The organism is Ciceribacter thiooxidans, from assembly GCF_014126615.1.
In the GTDB taxonomy this organism is placed as follows: Bacteria; Pseudomonadota; Alphaproteobacteria; order Rhizobiales; family Rhizobiaceae; genus Allorhizobium; species Allorhizobium thiooxidans.
The window spans coordinates 2062505-2081314 of sequence record NZ_CP059896.1; the positions used below are offsets into that span (position 1 = coordinate 2062505).

17 protein-coding genes and 1 riboswitch are annotated in these 18810 nt (G+C 59.8%); of the genes, 9 read left to right on the top strand and 8 right to left on the bottom strand.

Annotated features, from left to right (window positions below; all coding sequences use genetic code 11):
• Positions 1-550: 550 nt before the first annotated feature.
• The 7 genes from H4I97_RS09955 (at position 551) to H4I97_RS09985 (ending at position 5248) form a co-directional block, all read left to right on the top strand.
• Positions 551-1228, top strand: coding sequence for a hypothetical protein (locus H4I97_RS09955; protein WP_182304476.1), 678 nt, complete (start codon positions 551-553; stop codon positions 1226-1228).
• A 125-nt stretch (positions 1229-1353) separates the two neighbouring features.
• Positions 1354-1590 carry a hypothetical protein gene (locus H4I97_RS09960; protein ID WP_182304477.1) on the top strand — a complete coding sequence of 79 codons (237 nt, stop codon included), beginning with the start codon at positions 1354-1356 and terminating at the stop codon, positions 1588-1590.
• 140 nt (positions 1591-1730) lie between these two features.
• Positions 1731-2201, top strand: a complete 471-nt coding sequence (locus H4I97_RS09965) for a hypothetical protein (protein WP_182304478.1) — start codon at positions 1731-1733, stop codon at positions 2199-2201.
• Positions 2202-2302: 101 nt separating this feature from the next.
• A complete protein-coding gene (locus H4I97_RS09970) occupies positions 2303-2836 on the top strand; it encodes a hypothetical protein (RefSeq protein ID WP_182304479.1) in 534 nt (177 codons plus the stop codon).
• The gene (locus H4I97_RS09975) at positions 2833-3048 is read left to right on the top strand and encodes a hypothetical protein (protein ID WP_182304480.1); all 216 of its coding nucleotides are present in this window, start codon (positions 2833-2835) and stop codon (positions 3046-3048) included. The genes H4I97_RS09970 and H4I97_RS09975 overlap by 4 nt, the downstream gene beginning before the upstream one ends.
• A gap of 150 nt (positions 3049-3198) precedes the next feature.
• On the top strand, positions 3199-4386 hold the full coding sequence (locus H4I97_RS09980) for a DUF262 domain-containing protein (protein ID WP_182304481.1): 1188 nt from the start codon (positions 3199-3201) through the stop codon (positions 4384-4386).
• Between the two features lie 10 nt (positions 4387-4396).
• Positions 4397-5248: an MAE_28990/MAE_18760 family HEPN-like nuclease gene (locus tag H4I97_RS09985; protein WP_182304482.1), complete on the top strand. Its 852-nt coding sequence runs from the start codon at positions 4397-4399 to the stop codon at positions 5246-5248.
• Between the two features lie 218 nt (positions 5249-5466).
• On the opposite strand, the gene H4I97_RS09990 is transcribed toward H4I97_RS09985, so the two are convergent.
• Both H4I97_RS09990 and H4I97_RS09995 read right to left on the bottom strand, forming a co-directional pair.
• Positions 5467-6255, bottom strand: coding sequence for a carbon-nitrogen hydrolase family protein (locus H4I97_RS09990; RefSeq protein ID WP_182304483.1), 789 nt, complete (start codon positions 6253-6255; stop codon positions 5467-5469).
• 245 nt (positions 6256-6500) lie between these two features.
• The gene (locus H4I97_RS09995; protein ID WP_182304484.1) at positions 6501-7517 is read right to left on the bottom strand and encodes an NAD-dependent epimerase/dehydratase family protein; all 1017 of its coding nucleotides are present in this window, start codon (positions 7515-7517) and stop codon (positions 6501-6503) included.
• Between the two features lie 256 nt (positions 7518-7773).
• Here H4I97_RS09995 and H4I97_RS10000 point away from each other — a divergent pair, with 256 nt between their 5' ends.
• Positions 7774-8760, top strand: a complete 987-nt coding sequence (locus H4I97_RS10000) for an aldo/keto reductase (RefSeq protein ID WP_182304485.1) — start codon at positions 7774-7776, stop codon at positions 8758-8760.
• Between the two features lie 79 nt (positions 8761-8839).
• Here the strand turns inward: H4I97_RS10000 and H4I97_RS10005 are convergent, their stop codons facing one another.
• Together H4I97_RS10005 and H4I97_RS10010 are read right to left on the bottom strand one after the other, a co-directional pair.
• A complete protein-coding gene (locus tag H4I97_RS10005; RefSeq protein ID WP_182304486.1) occupies positions 8840-11038 on the bottom strand; it encodes an esterase-like activity of phytase family protein in 2199 nt (732 codons plus the stop codon).
• Positions 11039-11141: 103 nt separating this feature from the next.
• Entirely contained in the window at positions 11142-12041 is a 900-nt protein-coding gene (locus H4I97_RS10010) for a DMT family transporter (protein WP_182304487.1), read from the bottom strand.
• 181 nt (positions 12042-12222) lie between these two features.
• Positions 12223-12373: riboswitch (FMN riboswitch) on the bottom strand.
• 75 nt (positions 12374-12448) lie between these two features.
• Here H4I97_RS10010 and H4I97_RS10015 point away from each other — a divergent pair.
• Positions 12449-12964, top strand: coding sequence for a VHL beta domain-containing protein (locus H4I97_RS10015; RefSeq protein ID WP_182304488.1), 516 nt, complete (start codon positions 12449-12451; stop codon positions 12962-12964).
• A 109-nt stretch (positions 12965-13073) separates the two neighbouring features.
• On the opposite strand, the gene hupB is transcribed toward H4I97_RS10015, so the two are convergent.
• The 4 genes from hupB to H4I97_RS10035 all read right to left on the bottom strand — a co-directional run bounded on the left by hupB (position 13074) and on the right by H4I97_RS10035 (position 18634).
• Entirely contained in the window at positions 13074-13349 is a 276-nt protein-coding gene (gene hupB, locus H4I97_RS10020) for a DNA-binding protein HupB (protein WP_182304489.1), read from the bottom strand.
• 205 nt (positions 13350-13554) lie between these two features.
• Positions 13555-15975, bottom strand: a complete 2421-nt coding sequence (lon, locus tag H4I97_RS10025; protein ID WP_182304490.1) for an endopeptidase La — start codon at positions 15973-15975, stop codon at positions 13555-13557.
• A 447-nt stretch (positions 15976-16422) separates the two neighbouring features.
• Positions 16423-17700: an ATP-dependent Clp protease ATP-binding subunit ClpX gene (gene clpX, locus H4I97_RS10030; protein ID WP_182304491.1), complete on the bottom strand. Its 1278-nt coding sequence runs from the start codon at positions 17698-17700 to the stop codon at positions 16423-16425.
• A gap of 301 nt (positions 17701-18001) precedes the next feature.
• Positions 18002-18634, bottom strand: coding sequence for an ATP-dependent Clp protease proteolytic subunit (locus H4I97_RS10035; protein ID WP_182304492.1), 633 nt, complete (start codon positions 18632-18634; stop codon positions 18002-18004).
• Positions 18635-18810: the final 176 nt, after the last annotated feature.

Below are 18810 nucleotides of genomic sequence, written 5' to 3' on the forward strand. Positions count from 1 at the left end.
AAACAATATTGTCAAAAAGAATGCCAATTTCTTCCCCAAGCCCTCGGATCACTATAACGAGATTTGATTTGCAGGCGCAATCGCCCGCAGCGAGTCACCAGCACGCATTGAAGACACCAGACAAGGGAAGTCCCCCAGAAGAACCGGAGGGCTCTCCACGACTCTCTATGAGTCTTTCGGTAGAGGCGAGCCAATTTTCGGACCGGAGAAGGGTTATTGCGTCAAAAGGCGCCCGGCTTACTGTTCTTAGTAAGATAACAAACTTAATAATAAACATAACAGTATGAAGCACCCTTTTTGACGCAAAAACTCTCCCGGCCCGGAAAGGGAGTTACCCGGACAGCTATTGAAGCCAAAACCCTCCCGGAACCCAAAGACCTTCCGCTTCCCAGAAAGTTCGCCGGCCATTCATTTCCCCGAGCGTGCGATTTCCGGAACGCTATAGGCCCGGACGTGCACAGCGTGTCACCACGCGAAGGTCGGGCGGTTCTTTCATCCTTTCTTGCCGCCCAACCTGTCTTTGAGAAAGGGCGGAAGCAAAGGAACTGCGATGGCGAGACCTCGCAAATACAAGACAGAGGCAGAGGCCAAGGCCGCCAAGGTTGAGCAACGACGCCAGCAGCGCGCCGCCGAACACGCCCGCAAGATTGACCCCACGAAACGTAAGGACGCCGCCGTGAACTATCCCGCCGCACCGATCAACGCCGAAACCCTCGAAATCATCGAAGCGATTTGTGCGATAGCTGGCGATCTCAGTTTCTCCGGCAGGCCGATGAAGAGCGACAATCTCCACGCCGCCGCAAAGATCATGGCGCAATGGGAGCGCGAGAACCGGCAAACGCTTCCGGTCCTTCCCGACGACGCCCCGGTTTACGCCGCCGTGAAGGGCCGTCCGGTGAAAGAGCGCGTTGACCTGCCTTACAAGTGGGGCAAGCTCCGCACTCACGTCCGCTATGACGCCGCCATTGCGCTTCCCCGTGCGTCCCGCAACTCGACCGCGAACAAGAGCCGGGACGCGAAAGACCAAGCCGCCGCCGACACTGCCGGACTCTCCCTTGCCGACTATCGCGCCCGCCGCCAGGCCGCCGCGATTTCCGCATGGAACGACAAGGCCGCGACCGCCGCACTTAAGGTCAAGGGCGAAGCCACCCTCGCCAAGCGCAAGGCCCGGATCGACCGGCAGGATGCTCGCCGCATGAAAGAGCATGAGACGTTCGGTCGTTTCTAGCACCCACCAAGTAAGCACTTACTTAGCCTAGGCATCTGATTTATCTAATAAATATTTCATCTTGGCCCTAGACGCGGATTCGCCGCCCCTTAAGATTCTGCCATCACCAACAGAAAGGACGCACCATGCAAACCACCTTCATCCCCACTGAAACCTATGACGCCCTGACCAACGGCCTCGCCGCCGATCTTTCCGCCTTGACCCCGGAAGTTGACGGCGGCATTGCGCACAAGGTTGCGGAAGTCCTGTCCCGCTACGGCCTGTTCCCGGCAGACATGGCAAAGCAGATCGTTGACGATATGTGCGACAGCGCCACCCGGCAGCTTGAGGCCGGTATTCCGGCGATTTCCCGGCCCGCCTGATCGGGCCACGGTAGCCGCCCCAAGCCCGCCCGGTTCACGCCGTGGCGGGTTATTTTTTTACGACCCCTGTTGACTTTCGCATGGTAACGTCAGATACCGTTACCGTGGTAACAACATATCACGTTACGAAGGTGAAGCAGATGGCGAAAACGCGAGCAGAAATTCAACGCGAATACCGGGAGCGGAAGAAGGCACTGGCAAAGGCCGAACGCGCCAAGCCCGCCCCGGCGCTCGACCCGAACATGACGACCCCGACCCGGTCCTTCGCTGCCTTCCTCAAGGAACGCGAAGGCAACCTGATGTTCCCCGAAAATCTGCATTGGGTAGGTGTTGAGGTGGATATGGACCTGACGCGCGAACCGCCGAACCTTGAGACGGCGGGCGACTGGCAGGACATGGGCCTTGACGTCAACAGCCTGACCATCGCCACGGGCATGGTCGGCGTCTTCATCGACGCCGCGAAGGAACTGGCGGAACTGATCAACGCCTACAAGACCGAAGAGATTGAACGGCAAATGAGCGGCGCGACCCCGGCAAAGGGGGAACAGCTTGAAGCCCGTCGTGCCCGGCTGGCGAAGAAGACCAGCCATTTCTTCCCGGTCATCGAATAGCGATGGGCTGAAGAGTTGCCGTCAGACGGTTGCAGCCATCTGACGGCGGTTAGCGAGGCAGGCGCTTTCACCTGCCACCCCATAACGAAAGGATTTATAGCATGAAAGCACCGGAACTGCATCCCAGTGCCGCCCCGGCAATTGCCGATCCGAGTCCTGTAAGAGTCATCTTGGTTCAAGGAGCCGCCGCCCGCTATATGCCCTTGGCCAAGCAGATTGCCGAACACCTCCTCAACTTTTTGAACAATTTCCCTTATCTTCGCGACGGGCAGGGAAATTGCGGCGAGGTTGCGGCAATTGCGCATGCCGTTGCCACGTGCGCAGGCTACGAGCCGCGCTTGCTTGGGGGTAATTGCCTCGACGCTAACGGTAGGGCGCCGTTTGGTCGTCGTGGCGGGCACTATTGGGTGGAAATGCCAGACGGCACGGTGATCGACGGTGCAGGCACTAATCGCGTTCAAGTCTATCGCCCCGGCGACCTGAACCTTCGCATGATCCCCATCGTTGGTTACAGGCGCGGTGCTGCATGTATGCGCAAGGTCAAATCGTGGTTGGATTTGAGCGCGACGCTTCAAGAAAAGATTGGCAAATCGGGCAATTACCCTGGCTTGTCGCAGATGGAGGCCGCGTCGTGAACATGGAAGAACGCCGCCATTTCCCCGAACTCCACCGCCGCAGCGATATCTATGGAACTTTAACCTGCGAACAGTTGGTGCACCGGCTGGACGTTCTGGAAAGCTTCATTCTCGGCACGATTGGTGAACCGTCCCCGCTGATCGGTCTGCCGGGCGAGGAAGAAGCGGATTTCCTTGAAGATGGCGACCCCGACTCTGACTCGCGCATCTGACGCCGGACCATGAGGGCAACATTGCGTCACTTTTCTATTGAGTTTTGAGTCAATCCTCCCGCCGATCAACATCGGCGGGCTTTTCATTTGCCGATTTTTGCCCATACGCTATGAGTCGTCCCATTGCCTGGCGGAGCGAGAAGAGAGTCCATGACGGAAAAAGAGATTATAATCGGTGACGTAGAAGAAGCCATTGAAGAGATTCCTTCTCCAGAAGCCATCGACCCTGACGAGTTTTTTGCAAAGAACGCTTTTCGGATCATTTACCAGACGAATAACTTCTTCCTCACTCAGATCCATGAGTTGGTTACAAAAGGCGAAGTTCTGAACATTCGACCCGAATATCAACGGCGACTGGTATGGTCTACAGCGCAAAAGTCGCGTCTTATCGAGTCCCTGTTGCTGAACATCCCCATTCCGCCCGTTTTCTTCTACGAAAGCTCGGCTGCTCGCTATGAAGTGATGGATGGACAGCAAAGATTGAACTGCATACGCGAATTCATCGCGGGCGATTTCGCACTTGCCGGTCTCCAAGTTCTCAAGCCGCTGAATGGCATAAGGTTCTCGCGATGCCCTCCCCGTATAAAGCGGGCATTAGAACGTTCCTCGGTCTCTGCAATTATTCTTCTTCTTGAAAGCGATACTGGCGACGTGGCAGACCGCTTAAGCATGCGCGATATCAGGCGTTTCATTTTCGACAGGCTTAACACTGGCGGCAAGAAACTAAACGCGCAGGAGATCAGAAATGCGTTGAACCCGGGCCCCTTCAATCAAGCTGTAATCAACATATCGCGATCGCGGCTATTTACGGACATTTTCGACATACCGCCATATGTCGAGACGGATCCAAACGACTATTATGAAAACCCTGTTCGACAGAGGAACTCACTTTATTCCTCCATGGGCGACTGCCAGCTAGTGCTTCGTTACTTCGCTTTGAAAGACGATACCAACATCCGCGGATCAATGAAGTCGATGCTTGATAGGGCAATGGAGCGCCAGTTGTCCGATGACGAGGCCACTCGCGCAGTAAACGACTATCTGGAGCGATTGAATTTTCTCTACACTCTTTTTGACCAGGAGCCATTTCAACTACTGCCAGACGAGAAGAACCGCATCCGCGTTTCTGCCGCGATCTACGACGCATCTATGGTCGCGATCGATAAGCTCTGGCATTCCCGCGTGGCAATTGAGCAGAACAAGCAGGGAGTCTTACAACGGATGAAAGCGGCGTTGAGCGACCCGAAGGATCTCACAACTCTCACCGGACAAGGGAATACCGCCCAAGCAGTTCGCGACCGGATCAGTTTGATGGAACGCGTCCTCACACCAGCTTGAAGTGTCAGCAATGACCACGGAATTTTCAGTTATATATGAAGAATTCGCTGAGAATTTGGAGGCGCTAAAGGCGGTTGTTACTGCGTTTTCTACGCCCGGGGCCGGTTCAGGGAAGACACGCGTTGCTGCCGCGAATTCCGCAACGTTGCTTCTCGCCGCCACTTTCGAAGAGTTTGTCCGCGAGATGGCTCGAGCCTATGCGAAGGCAGTTATCGCATCGTGCGCGACTATCGATGACGTTCCGATGAAGTTTATCAAGCATGTCTGGAGCCGATACGTAGACGGCTTTGCGAAAATGCAGTTCGACAACAAAATTAAACGAGAGGAGAGTATATCAGCGGCACACTCCCGATTTACACTATTTCACGAGTTTTCTCTGGGCGACCTTAGTAAAGATATATACAAGGAGCTTATTCACAACGAAAACAACATGAGGCCGCAGCAAATAAACAATCTGTTCACAATCAGCAACCTCTCCAATCTTTGCTTACAAATATCAGAGACATATCCACTTAGTGGCCATTTTAATTCTCCCGATCAAGGAAAAATTCACGGGCTTCTACTGGACGATCTGAACGACTTCATGCAACGCAGGAATGACGTCGCACATGCAATCGCGATGTCGAGTTCTAGTGGCTCGGATCAGTTGGCGAAAGATATCGAGTTCCTGCGCTGCATCGGCGAGGCCATGAGCATTACCCTGGGCGCGCTCGCACCGAAGCCCTACTGCTCCCTTGAGCACGCCCAACCAGCCACCTCGCCGATTGCCATGCAGGCGGCTCCAGCACCCTCAAATGGGCAGCAAGGAATGCTCGCGCGGCTCTTTCACCGTTTGAGAGCGTCCGGTAACGGACCGCATTAAAAATCTGCCCCAAATTCCAGCCTTCACAATGTCCCAATTCACGATACGCTAATATTATCTTTTTGGTTATTTATCAATAGATTACCTCTTGTATTTTTGAGAGATTCGAGTTTTCGAGTCTCTCATCGCCCACCATTTTTCCAAGTTTTAAGCTTTTGATGTGTTTGAGCAGAATTATGTAGCCAATGCTACAGCGACTGCTTTTTGGCACGAAGCGGTCACCGGACGCGACGAAACCATTCCTTTTCCTGAGCGGCCCTTAGCTGGTCGAGATCGAAGTCCGTGTAGATGATGCCCTGTTGCTTGCCTCCCATTGCGAGCATCTGCCCCGACGCACCCACAGCAAAGGAATGTCCGTCATCTTTAGGTTCGGGGTAATTTGCGACCGCGATTCCGATTACTGATTGAAAAGCTGTTGCACGGACCCCCGCAACGCGAATGTCGCCAACCTCGACATCATCGACAAGAGGGCTGCTGTTCGGCACGAGGATGACTTCTACTCCAGAACGAACTAGATCGGATGCAACATCCGGAAACTCGCGATCCATGCAAATCATGATCCCGACAGCCACCTGCCCACGGCGGGTGTCAAGACGAAAAACTGAAGAACTATCCCCAGGCGCGCAGGCCTCTTCGGGCGCATCGAAAAAGCAGATATGCCGCTTTCGTTGATGAAGTACGATGTCACCGTAACGATCGATCAGAACGGCGGAATTGAACGGTTTAGGCTCCGCCTCCTCTAGGAAGGTTGCAACAACCGCAATTTCTGTTCTGCGCGCGGCGGCACGAAATTTTTCAATAAACGCTCCCTGCAAATCTACAGCGCCATCGAGCCACGCAGCACGCGCGGCGGCGTCTTGAGGATTAAATTTGCTGTATCCGTTCGAGAACATCTCAGGAAACACGATAATATCTGCCGCTGCGTTGGACGCGCTGTTGATGACGGCATCAATGTCTGCATCCGATAGAACCTGGGCGAGCGCCACCCGAAAAGACTTGGTCGACAAATGCACCCACTCCTCAGCTAGCGTGACTTCATTTATTGCTCAGCGGCCTACGCCACGGGCAAACATCTGGTCGGGAAGATATGCTAGCAGACGCGCCTGTGGCTTCAACGGCCGCTGTTGACGCAAACCTGCCAACGCCGCGCCGGCCTCGCCTGGTGGCATTTGCTGCCTAATTTCGCTTTTTGCTGGAAGTGTTTGGCCCATACAGACATCACGGCACGGCAATGCGCCGCCGTCCCTCCCCCTTACAGTCCCAGCTCCTCGCGGTGTTCGAGATACCATTCGACGAAGCGGCGGACGCCGGTGTCGACGCCGGTTTCAGGCTTTTTGCCGGTGAGCGCGACGAGGAGGTCGGGGCTCGCATAGGTGCGCGGCACGTCGCCCTGCTGCATCGGCAGCATCTTGCGTTTGGCGGGCTTGCCCATGACGCTCTCGATCACCTCGATGAAATCGAGGAGCCCGACCGGCTGGCCGCCGCCGATGTTGACGACGCGGAACGGCGCCTGGTGCGACAGCGTGTCCTTCACGCTTCCCCCGACCCGATTCTCCTCCGACGGGGCGATCCGTGAAAGGTCGATGATCGAATCGACAAGGTCGTCGATATAGGTGAAGTCTCTGCTCATCTTGCCTTCGCCGTAGACCTCGATCTCGCGGTCCTCGATCATCGCCTTGACGAACTTGAAAAGCGCCATGTCCGGGCGTCCCCAGGGGCCGTAGACGGTAAAGAAGCGGAAGGCCGTGGTCGGCACGCGGTAGAGGTGCGAATAGCTGTGGGCCATCAGCTCGGTCGCCTTCTTGGTGGCGGCGTAGAAGGTCAGCGGCTCGTCGGCGCGGTCGGTCTCGCGGAAGGGCACGTCCGGGTTGGCGCCATAGACCGACGAGGTCGAGGCGAGCATCAGGTGTCCGACCTTCAGGGTCTTCGCGAGTTCCAGGATGTTCCAGGAGCCGATGAGGTTGGAATCGAGATAGGCTTTCGGGTTTTCGAGGCTGTAGCGCACGCCCGCCTGGGCGGCGAGATGGATGATCACGTCCGGCTGGAAGTCGATCATCGCCTTCTCCAGTGCCGCACGGTCCTCCAGCATGGCGAGCGTCGGGCGGAAGGCCGGGAACTGCGCGAGCGCCGCGTGCCGCGCCTCCTTGAGTCGGAGATTGTAATAGGCCGTCATGCCGTCGAAGCCCGCGACCTCGTGGCCGTCCTGCAGCAGCCGGCGCGCCAGATGGAAGCCGATGAAGCCGGCCGTGCCCGTGATGAAATAGCGCATGATGTGACCTCGAAGAGAAAAAGCGATCCCGCCGGGCCGTCGCGCCCGCGCGTCTGCCCGAAGAAAGGGACTAGAGGCATTAGCGCCGGTTGCGGCGGCCTGTCCAGCGCTCGCCGCCCCGCCGCATTGCCGCAGGCGGAAAACGGCTCCCGGCTGTGACCGCTGCGCCACCGGCCGACCGCACCCGCCGGCTGCCTTGCTCAGGCCCCCTCCGTTTGCTAGTGGCAGGCGGGACCGGAAATATAGAGGAGACACTATGCGACATCATTCGTTCGGAAGGACACCCTTCACCGTCAGCGAGATCGGCTTCGGGGCCTGGCAGATCGGCGGCTCGTGGGGCGACGTCTCCGAGGCCGACGGCCGGGCGGCGCTCAATGCCGCGCTCGACGCCGGCGTGACCTTCATCGACACCGCCGACGTCTACGGCGACGGCCGCTCGGAAAAGATCATCGCCGACGTGCTGAAGTCGCGCGGCGGTCAGCGCCCGATGGTGGCCACCAAGGCCGGCCGCCGCCTCGATCCGCATGTCGCGGAAGGCTATACCAAGGCCAATATCGAGCGCTTCATCGATCGCTCGCTCACAAACCTAGAGGTCGATTCGCTCGACCTCGTGCAGCTCCACTGCCCGCCGCAGGACGTCTATTACGATCCGGCGCTCTTCGAAGGCATGGAGGAGCTGCGCAAGGCCGGCAAGATCCGCAACTACGGCGTCAGCGTCGCGCGCGTGGAGGAAGCGCTGAAGGCGATCGATTATCCGGGCGTCGTCAGCGTCCAGATCATCTACAACATCTTCCGCCAGCGGCCCGCCGACCTCTTCTTCAAGGAAGCGAAGCGGAAGAACATCGCCGTCATCGTCCGCGTGCCGCTCGCAAGCGGCCTGCTCTCGGGAAAGATCTCGGCGAAGACCGCCTTCTCCGCCGACGACCACCGCAGCTTCAACCGCCACGGCGAAGCCTTCGACGTCGGCGAGACCTTTGCCGGCGTACCTTTCGAGGTCGGCCTGCAGGCGGTCGAGGAAATCCGCAAGCTGGTGCCCGAGGGCGCGTCGATGGCGGCCTTCGCGCTCCGCTGGATCCTGATGAACGAGGCGGTGACTGTGGTCATCCCCGGCGCCCGCAATGCCGAGCAGGCCCGCGCGAACGCAGCAGCCGCGGAGCTGCCGGCGCTTTCGGCGGACGTGATGAAGGCTGCGCGCGACACCTACGACCGGCTGGTCGCACCCCACGTCCATCACCGCTGGTAAGATTTCCGACGCAAGTCCGAAAAAGGAGGAGGCCAGGTGATCGCTCACCCGGCCTCCAATCGTCTTGGGAGGACGATAATCAGTTGGTGGCCTCAAGGGCGACCGGGAAGAACAGCGTTTCGCCGGAAGAACCGTCGACGCCGTCATTGTCGGTGACGGCATAGGCGGTGCCGGCGGCGTCGAAGGCGAAGCCTTCCAGCTTATCGACAACATAACCGTTGGTGGCGGCCTTCAGATCCGGGACGAAGTCGTGGACCTCTTCCTTGGCGACCGTCGGAAGCACGCCGCCGATCGCGGCCGGTTTCAGGTCGGCGATCGCGACGCGGTAGAGCTTCTTGATCTTCGCCTGGTCGCCGATCTGGTTGTCGCGCTCGACGACGTAGAGATGGTCGCTATGGGCGGTGATTTCCGAAAGACCGACCCAGCCGGCTTCCGTCTTGTCGAGCGGATAGCGCACCGCGCCCCACTCCTTGCTCTCCGGCTTGTAGGAGAGAAGCTTGACGGTGCCCTTTTCGTCATCCGTCCACTCGCGCTGGACGGCCATCCACAGCACCGCCTCGTCGCCGGTGCCGACCCGCGTCACGCCTTCGAGGCCGAAGCGGGTCTCCCCCTTCAGCAGTTCGGCGGGGAGCGCAATCTCTTCCTTGATCTCGCCCTTAGCGTTCACATGGTAGAGCGCGTGCGGCAGGAGCTTTGCGCTGTTGCCTTCGGAGGCGAGCCAGAAGCCGCCATCGCCGTCGAGCGTGATGCCCTCGATGTCGAGCTTCTGGGCGGGCTCGCCGTTACGGGTCACGGCGAGCGCGTCGGTGATCCGGGCGGGCGTCGCCGTGGCGTCGATCGTGAAGATCCGCGGCTGCATGCCGTAGAAGCTGTCGTTGACGGCATAGAGCTGACCTGCCTTTTCCGCGTCGCCGACGAGGCCGGAAAGCGCACCCCAGCCGATCGGGTTGCCGTCGACCGTTTCCGAACGAATCGTCGGATAGACGGCTTCGCCTTCGGCCAGTTCGTAGAGCATCACATGCGAGCGGGCGCCGCCGTCCTCGACGAGGTCCGTCTCGTTGGCGGTGACGAACAGGTTGCGGCCCGGAATGGCGACTGCGCCCTCCGGCCCGATGCCGGACGGCAGGATCTGAACCAGCTCAGGCGCGGTGCCGGTGTCCTTGTAGACGCCGACGACGGATGCACGTTCCGAAAGGACGAAGAAGTACTTCTCTCCGCCGAAGGTCGCAGCTTCCAGTCCTTCGAGCTCGACGCCCTTCGACTTTGCGCGCTTCTCCGGGAAATGGCCGATCGACGCAATCTCGCGTTCGAGTGCGGGGCCTGATTCGAAGAGCACCTTGCCGCTCTTGTCGAAGATGGTGAAGCTGCGCGAGCCGCCTTCGTAGTCGCCCTCGTTGGCGACGACAAGACGATCGTCGTCCAGCCATTTGACGGCATCCGGCTCGCGCTTCACGCCCGCCTTCTTGCCGGTGAAGTTCAGCGCGCCGTCCGACTTGGTGTCGATGCCTTCGAGATCAACCGTGCCGGCGGAGAAATGCGACGTAACCGCCCCGGTCTTACCGTCGACGATCACGACGTGGTTGTTCTCCTGCAGGGTCAGCGCGATTTCGCCGCGGCCGTTGATCGCGACGAATTCGGGTTCGGGATCCTCGCCGCCGATTTCGGCCAGGCCGGTCAGCGTGACGTGCTTCATCGTGGCGCAATCGGCAGCACTGTCCTTCAGCGTGACGATCGCGAGATCGCCTGCCGGCATCTGCGGCAGCTTGCCGTCGTTGAGCTCCTCGTCGCGCTCGTTCTCGATGGCGATGGCCGCGAAGGTCTTGTCCGCGGAGATCGCGACCGAATCCGGCTGGCCGCCGAGGTCGCAGGAGGTCTCGACCGTCTTCGAGGCCATGTCGACGACCGCGAGCTTGCCCGACGGCTTCGCGTAACTCTCCGACGTGTTCACGGCGACGAGTGCCTTGCCGCCGAGGATGGCGACCGACGTCGGCTCGCCGTCCATCATAACCGCGCCGACGGCCTTCGGGGCGCGGGCATCGGAAATGTCGACGAAGCCGATCGCACCAAGCGGACTGTCGGAGTAGACGAGCGTGTTGCCGTCCTCCGTCGCGGCGATGATCTCGGCCGAAGTGGCGGTGGACTTTTCCTTGTCGGCCGGAAGATTGGCGGCGACGGGGAAGGATGCGATGCGATTGAAAACCTGTTCTGCGGTGGCGGGCATCGCCGCGGATGTCAGCAGCGCAGTCATGAATGCTGCGCGCGAAATGCGGTACTTCATCGGAAAACCTCCAGCTTCCTCAAACGAGACAGGAGGCTTTTGCCGGTTCGTCGTTACAGGCGCATGACATGCCTGCGAAAATGCGGGGATATCACGGTCCGGCTCAGCCTCTCCCCTTCTCCTTCGAGAACTCGCTCGCCATCAGGAAGAGCGAGGCGCCGAGGATCATCGCAGCCCCCACCCAGAGATAGCCCGCCGGCGCGTAACCGAAGGCAATCCAGCCGGCGAGCACGTTGAGCGGCAGCTTGAGGTCATCGAAGGGCTGGACGTAGGCGGCATCGGCCGCCCTGTAGGCGGCCGTCAGGAAATATTGCCCCACCACCGTCAGGAGCCCCGCCAGCAAGAGCACAACCAGCCCGCTGCCGGTCGGGACGGCGAAACCTGCGACCGTGGCGAGCCCGGCATTGATCGGCGTCAGCAGCAGAAGAAGCCAGATGGTGATCGTCTCCGGCCGCTCGTGCGCCGTCAGATCCTTGACGAACAGCGAGGATGCGCCCCAGAGCAGGGCTGCGAGCACCGGGAGCAGCGAGGCCGTGGTGAAGGTCTCCGACCACGGTTGCAGGATGACCATCGCCCCTGAGAAACCAATGAGGGTCGCCGTCCAGCGCTTCCAGCCGACCTGCTCCCCGAGGAAGAGCTTGGCGCCGACGATGATGAAGAAGGGCGAGGTCATCACGAGCGCGATCGCCTGCCAGATCGGTACTGTGGCGAGCCCCTCCACCCAGGCCTGCACGCCAAAGGCAGCAAGCAGCACGCGGGCAAGGTGGCGGCCCGGAAAGCGGGTGCGCATGGCCCGCAGGCCGAGCCGCCGCAACAGCGGAACGGAAAGGACGAGCGCGAAAGCGTATTGCCAGAAGGCGATCGAGGTGGCTGGAAAACCGGCGACCATCGCCACCCACTGGGTCGCGACGTTGATGACGGCGAAGGCAATCCCCGCCAGGACCATGAAGACGGCGCCGAGGACGGCACTGGAACGGGTGAGCACAAGGGGGCTCTGATTCATGTCTTTTCCCTTCGACACAAAGGACCAACACAAATCAGGACGCATGAGGGCGTTGGCGAAAGGGCCCGCTTGCGCGAGCCAATGCGCATGCGCCGCCGTCCGGCAAACCAGACGACCTGCGCGGGCCACGCTGCCGGCACCCGGACAGTCTCAGCCGGATACACGGTGCCTCAACCCATTGCCTCATTCTCTTTCATCCGGACTATGACCGTCGGCTCCGGAGTTCAACCGGATCTGCTGACCCTCCCGGAACAGGCCGGAAAGCGCTCGCGGGCTTGGAGGAAAACCTCCTTACCGCCGGTGGGGACTTTCACCCCGCCCTGAGAACGAATGCCGGCAAAGCCGGCGTCTCGCCACATAAATCAAATGATATCGGGGCACAAGGGTTGCGAAAGCGAGCGTTTGGCGTGCTCCTTGAAACACAGGGGGCGAAGCTGGAAGAAACGGCCATCGCGTGTCCATTGCTTCACTTCGGCTTTCATGTAGAAATCGGCTGTCATCGCCTGCCACCCAGAAAGACTCCCATGAACACCAAGTTTTTGCTGAATACCTGTACTCTAGCCTTGCTTCTGCTGTCGACCGATCCGCTGAAGGCCGACGATTGTGTTGTGGGGAATGTTTCATCACCCGAAACTAATATTCCGACCGGCATCCGTTTCCACAATGACACCGCTTATGCCTTCCGCGTTTATTGGGCCGACTTCGACGGAAACCTGCGCGAATATGCCCTGGTGCAACCGGGCGAGGAATCCGGCTTCCAGACCTATGTGCACCATCGCTGGTTCGTCGAGGTCTATGCGCCGGATGGATCTTATTGTGCCGGACCGATTTCCGCACCCGACACCGAGACCTGCGACATGCGCGTCCTCTTCGATAATCACGACCCGTCCGTCGGTCTCGATGGCGGCTACTGCGACTATTAACGCAGCCTCATTTCGGAAAAGGCAAAGCCCGGCGCGTTTCCGCACCGGGCTTTGCTATGTGTATCAACAGAACCATTGCGCACCTATCGGCGCAAAGGGCCTCAGCGCATCAGCTGTTGACGGCGTCCTTCAGGCCCTTGCCGGCCGTGAACTTCGGAACGTTACGAGCCGGGATGTCGACTTCCGCGCCGGTCGAGGGGTTACGGCCCTTCGAAGCTTCGCGGCGGGAAACGGTGAAGGCACCGAAACCGGCGAGGCGGATGTCGCCGCCCTTCTTCAGTTCGCCCTGAACGGTTTCAAAAACGGCGTCGACGGCAGAAGCGGCGTCAGCCTTGGTCAGACCGGCCTTCTCGGCAACCGCGGATACGAGTTCGTTCTTATTCATGTTTCCACCCTTTCTGATTGGTATGAAACGACTCAATGGATAAGTCAGGCGGAGAATACGTAAGCATCTGCCCTGAGCAACCCAAAAGCACCGCTATCGCCCGGAAAACAAGGGGTTTCGGCCTATTTACACAAAAAAGGCTGGCAAAAATGCCAGCCTTTTCGAGCTCTGTGTGCCATTTTGACAGGACTATGGCAGAAAGTCCTCAGTGGGCGATGGTCTGCCCGGCATCGTCGGTGACGTCGACGGCAGCCACAGTCGGGCCTTCGACGGTGCCGTCCCACTCGATCGGCTCGGGGACGCGGACCAGCGCCTGGCGGATCACCTCACCCATACGCGAGACCGGAACGATCTCCAGACTGTTCTTCACATTGTCCGGAATGTCCGCCAGATCCTTGGCGTTTTCTTCCGGGATCAGAACCTTCTTGATACCGCCCCGCAGCGCCGCGAGGAGCTTTTCCTTGAGGCCGCCGATAGGCAGGACGCGTCCGCGCAGCGTGATTTCACCCGTCATCGCGATGTCCTTGCGGACCGGAATGCCGGTCATCACCGAAACGATGGCAGTCGCCATCGCGACACCGGCCGAGGGACCATCCTTCGGAGTGGCGCCTTCCGGCACGTGGACGTGGATGTCCGACTTGTCGAAGCGCGGCGGCTCGATGCCGAAGTCCACGGCGCGCGAACGGACATAGGATGCCGCCGCCGAAATGGACTCCTTCATCACGTCGCGCAGGTTGCCGGTGACCGTCATGCGACCCTTGCCCGGCATCATCACGCCTTCGATCGTCAGCAACTCGCCGCCGACCTCGGTCCAGGCCAGCCCGGTGACGACACCGACCTGATCCTCGCCCTCGGCCTCGCCGTGCCGGAAGCGCGGCACGCCGAGATAGTCGTGAACGTTCTGCGCGGTGACCGCGACCGACTTCACATTGCCCTTGATGATCTCGGTGACCGCCTTGCGGGCGAGCTTCATCAGCTCGCGCTCGAAGTTACGGACGCCGGCCTCGCGGGTGTACTGCTGGATCACCGCCATCAGCGCGTCGTCGCTGACCGAGAACTCCTCGGGGCGCAGCGCATGCTCCTTGATCGCCTTCGGCAGAAGGTGACGCTTGGCGATTTCCCGCTTCTCGTCCTCGGTGTAGCCGGCGATACGGATGATCTCCATGCGGTCCATCAGCGGCGCCGGAATGTTCAGCGTGTTCGCCGTGGTGATGAACATCACGTTCGACAGATCGTATTCGACCTCGAGATAGTGGTCCATGAAGGTCGCGTTCTGTTCCGGATCGAGCACTTCGAGCAGTGCCGACGACGGGTCGCCGCGGAAATCCATGCCCATCTTGTCGATCTCGTCGAGCAGGAAGAGCGGATTGGTGCGCTTCGCCTTCTTCAGCGACTGGATGACCTTGCCGGGCATCGAGCCGATGTAGGTGCGGCGGTGGCCGCGGATTTCGGCTTCGTCGCGCACACCGCCGAGCGCCATGCGGACGTATTCACGGCCGGTGGCCTTGGCGATCGACTTCGCAAGCGAGGTCTTGCCGACGCCCGGAGGGCCGACGAGGCAGAGGATCGGGCCTTTCAGCTTCGTCGCGCGCGCCTGTACGGCGAGGTACTCGACGATGCGTTCCTTGACCTTGTCGAGGCCGTAATGATCCTCGTCGAGGATCTTCTCTGCGGCGTTGAGGTCGATCTTGACCTTCGACTTCTTGCCCCACGGCAGGCCGAGCAGCCAGTCGAGATAGTTGCGCACGACGGTCGCTTCCGCCGACATCGGGCTCATGTGGCGCAGCTTCTTCAGCTCGGCTTCCGCCTTTTCCTTGCCTTCCTTGGAAAGCTTGGTCTTGTTGATGCGCTCCTCGAGTTCGGCCATCTCGTCGCGGCCGTCCTCGCCCTCGCCGAGTTCCTTCTGGATCGCCTTCATCTGCTCATTGAGGTAGTACTCGCGCTGGGTCTTCTCCATCTGGCGCTTGACGCGCGATCGGATGCGCTTTTCGACCTGCAGAACGGAGATCTCGCCTTCCATGAAGCCGAGTGCCTTTTCGAGGCGCGCCTTGACGCTCACCGTTTCCAGCATTTCCTGCTTTTCGGTGATCTTGATCGACAGGTGCGAGGCGACCGTGTCGGCGAGCTTCGAGTAATCCTCGATCTGGCTCGCGGCACCGACGACTTCCGGCGAAATCTTCTTGTTGAGCTTGACGTAATTTTCGAATTCCGAGACCACGGAGCGGCTCAGCGCCTCGATCTCGACCGCATCCTCGGCGGGCTCAGCGAGAATCTCCGCACGGGCCTCGTAGAATTCCTCCCGGTCGGTGTACTCCTCGATATTCGCACGGGCGCGGCCTTCGATGAGCACCTTCACGGTCCCGTCGGGAAGCTTCAGCAGTTGCAGGACATTGGCAACGGTCCCGACCTTGTAGATCGCCGAGGGCTCCGGATCGTCATCACCGGCGTTGATCTGGGTTGCCAGCATGATCTGCTTGTCGGAACCCATGACTTCCTCGAGCGCGCGAATGGACTTCTCGCGGCCGACGAAAAGCGGCACGATCATGTGCGGGAAGACCACGATGTCGCGCAGCGGCAGCACCGGGTAGGTATTGCTCTCGGCCGCGACAGACGTAACTTCGGTCATGTTGTTTCCTTTCAATCGTCCCCCTTGCGGGGAGACTGTTCCCGTCGGGCGAGGCCGGGCGGGCATTCCTTTTTTGCTCCCCCAACAAGTGGATAGGCGCGGGGGTGAATTCAAGCCTGCTTAAACACCGCCCGCCCGGTTTGTGACGGAAGCGTTACAAATGGAAAATCATCACTCCCAGGTAACGCCCGGAGCTAGTCCGAGGCTGAAGCCGGGGCGGATGCCGCAGATGCCGATGATGTATGATACCGGATTCGGGGGCCCGGAACACCACTCTCGCACATGCATGTTGCCCATGTTTTCTAGCCGATGTGAGGCGCAGGCGAAACCTGCCGCGAACGCAATGGATCGCGTTCTGTCGCACTTTTTTGGCCGATTCCACGAAAAAGAAAGAGGCCCGCACGAATGCGGGCCCGCTGAAAAACTCTCGGTTGCAGATCGAACAGCTTACGCCGAGGCGTTTGCCTTTTCTTCCTGGCGATCGGCGTAGATGTAGAGCGGCCGGGAAGTGCCGCGGACGACCTCCTCCGAGATGACGACCTCGCGGACGCCTTCCAGCTCCGGCAGTTCGAACATCGTGTCGAGCAGGATCTTTTCCATGATCGAGCGCAAGCCGCGGGCGCCGGTCTTGCGGACGATCGCCTTCTTGGCGATCTCGCGAAGGGCGTCCTCGTGGAAATTCAGTTCCACGTCCTCCATCTCGAAGAGGCGCTGATACTGCTTGACGAGCGCATTCTTCGGTTCCGACAGGATCTGGATCAGCGCATCCTCATCGAGATCCTCGAGCGTCGCCAGGACCGGCAGACGACCGATGAATTCCGGGATGAGGCCGAACTTGACCAGATCTTCCGGCTCCAGTTCGCGCAGGACTTCGCCAACGCGGCGATCTTCCGGAGAAGTAACCGTCGCGCCGAAGCCGATCGAGGTCTTTTCACCGCGGGCCGAGATAATCTTGTCGAGACCGGCAAAGGCGCCACCGCAGATGAACAGGATGTTCGTCGTGTCGACCTGCAGGAATTCCTGCTGCGGATGCTTGCGGCCACCCTGCGGCGGTACAGAGGCAACCGTGCCTTCCATGATCTTCAGAAGCGCCTGCTGGACCCCCTCGCCCGATACGTCACGGGTGATCGACGGGTTGTCGGACTTGCGGGAAATCTTGTCGACTTCGTCGATGTAGACGATGCCGCGCTGGGCGCGTTCGACATTGTAGTCGGCGGCCTGCAGGAGCTTCAGGATGATGTTCTCGACGTCCTCGCCGACATAGCCGGCTTCGGTCAGCGTCGTCGCATCCGCCATGGTGAACGGCACGTCGATGATGCGTGCGAGCGTCTGGGCAAGATAGGTCTTGCCGCAGCCGGTCGGGCCGACGAGCAGAATGTTCGACTTGGCGAGTTCGACGTCGCCGCCCTTGGAGGCGTGCGCCAGGCGCTTGTAATGGTTGTGCACGGCGACCGAGAGAATCTTCTTCGCCTGCTGCTGCCCGATGACGTATTCATCGAGAATCTTGATGATGTCCTGGGGCGTGGGTACGCCGTCGCGGGACTTCACCATCGAGCTCTTGTTCTCCTCGCGGATGATATCCATGCACAACTCGACGCATTCATCGCAGATGAACACCGTCGGTCCGGCAATCAGCTTCCGGACTTCGTGCTGGCTCTTGCCGCAGAACGAACAATAGAGGGTATTCTTGGAGTCACCGCCGTTGCTTCCGCTGACCTTGCTCATGTCTCTTTCCTTCCAGCACGCCGCGCCGCCCTCGAAACGGAACACGGACCACTTACACCGCCCCAACCGCAAAACGCCGCAATCGGCTGGAGCCAGTTCGATTTGGGGGTACTAACCGGTAGACGCACCATGCGCCTGTTGACCGGCGGCAACGAAAACCCCTTCAAATCGCAAGGCTATGTCACAAAACTTCAACACAGCCTTAATCTCTACTATTAGCGCGTTCCCCGGGAGATTAAACCCCCTCCTTCGTTCACAAGGGGGTCAACAACCGATCCCGGGCCGCGCTGGCAGGCGGCCCTCAGGCCGCCGGCGTTCCCTCGAGTTCCTGGCGGGAGGTCAGGATCTTGTCGACGATCCCCCAGTCCTTCGCCTCGCTCGCTTCCATGAAATGGTCTCGATCGAGCGTTTGTTCAACCTCGTCATAGGTGCGGCCGGTGTGCTTCTCGTAAATTTCGTTCAGGCGGCGCTTCATCTTGATGATGTCGCGGGCATGCCGCTCGATGTCGGACGCCTGCCCCTGGAAACCGCCCGAGGGCTGATGCACCATGATGCGGGAATACGGCGTGGTAAAGCGCATGCCCTTCTCGCCGGCGGCCAGCAGCAACGAACCCATCGAGGCAGCCTGACCAATGCAGAGCGTCGACACGGCCGGACGAATGAACTGCATCGTATCGTAGATCGCCAGGCCCGCGGTGACGACGCCACCGGGAGAGTTGATGTAGAGCGCGATTTCCTTCTTCGGATTTTCCGCTTCCAGGAACAGCAGCTGCGCGCAGACGAGCGACGCCATCTGGTCTTCGACGGGACCCGTCAGGAAGATGATCCGCTCCTTCAGCAGGCGCGAGAAAATGTCGTAGGACCGCTCCCCACGGTTGGTTTGCTCGACAACCATCGGCACCAGAGCCATGGCGGTATCAACTGGATTTGTCATGTCCGTCCTTCTTCGCACTGTCTTCCCGGACACGGAAGCCGCAGCGGGAATCATGTATTGTCGTGTCAATCCCTACATAGAGTGTCCAAGCCCCGGACTTCAAGACGTGAGAAGCCGATATCCTTAACCGTCGCAGGTGAATACTGCGGCCTCGGAACGGCCGACAATCCCCCGTC

What these genes read in the sequence shown, in the direction of transcription:
- H4I97_RS09980 (WP_182304481.1), top strand. Translation starts at nt 3,199, where the DNA reads ATGACGGAAAAAGAGATTATAATCGGTGACGTAGAAGAAGCCATTGAA.
- H4I97_RS09970 (WP_182304479.1), top strand. Translation starts at nt 2,303, where the DNA reads ATGAAAGCACCGGAACTGCATCCCAGTGCCGCCCCGGCAATTGCCGAT.
- H4I97_RS09965 (WP_182304478.1), top strand. Translation starts at nt 1,731, where the DNA reads ATGGCGAAAACGCGAGCAGAAATTCAACGCGAATACCGGGAGCGGAAG.
- H4I97_RS10005 (WP_182304486.1), bottom strand. Translation starts at nt 11,038, where the DNA reads ATGAAGTACCGCATTTCGCGCGCAGCATTCATGACTGCGCTGCTGACA.
- clpX (WP_182304491.1), bottom strand. Translation starts at nt 17,700, where the DNA reads ATGAGCAAGGTCAGCGGAAGCAACGGCGGTGACTCCAAGAATACCCTC.
- H4I97_RS09955 (WP_182304476.1), top strand. Translation starts at nt 551, where the DNA reads ATGGCGAGACCTCGCAAATACAAGACAGAGGCAGAGGCCAAGGCCGCC.
- H4I97_RS10000 (WP_182304485.1), top strand. Translation starts at nt 7,774, where the DNA reads ATGCGACATCATTCGTTCGGAAGGACACCCTTCACCGTCAGCGAGATC.
- H4I97_RS10035 (WP_182304492.1), bottom strand. Translation starts at nt 18,634, where the DNA reads ATGACAAATCCAGTTGATACCGCCATGGCTCTGGTGCCGATGGTTGTC.
- H4I97_RS10010 (WP_182304487.1), bottom strand. Translation starts at nt 12,041, where the DNA reads ATGAATCAGAGCCCCCTTGTGCTCACCCGTTCCAGTGCCGTCCTCGGC.
- hupB (WP_182304489.1), bottom strand. Translation starts at nt 13,349, where the DNA reads ATGAATAAGAACGAACTCGTATCCGCGGTTGCCGAGAAGGCCGGTCTG.
- H4I97_RS09995 (WP_182304484.1), bottom strand. Translation starts at nt 7,517, where the DNA reads ATGCGCTATTTCATCACGGGCACGGCCGGCTTCATCGGCTTCCATCTG.
- H4I97_RS09985 (WP_182304482.1), top strand. Translation starts at nt 4,397, where the DNA reads ATGACCACGGAATTTTCAGTTATATATGAAGAATTCGCTGAGAATTTG.
- lon (WP_182304490.1), bottom strand. Translation starts at nt 15,975, where the DNA reads ATGACCGAAGTTACGTCTGTCGCGGCCGAGAGCAATACCTACCCGGTG.
- H4I97_RS09960 (WP_182304477.1), top strand. Translation starts at nt 1,354, where the DNA reads ATGCAAACCACCTTCATCCCCACTGAAACCTATGACGCCCTGACCAAC.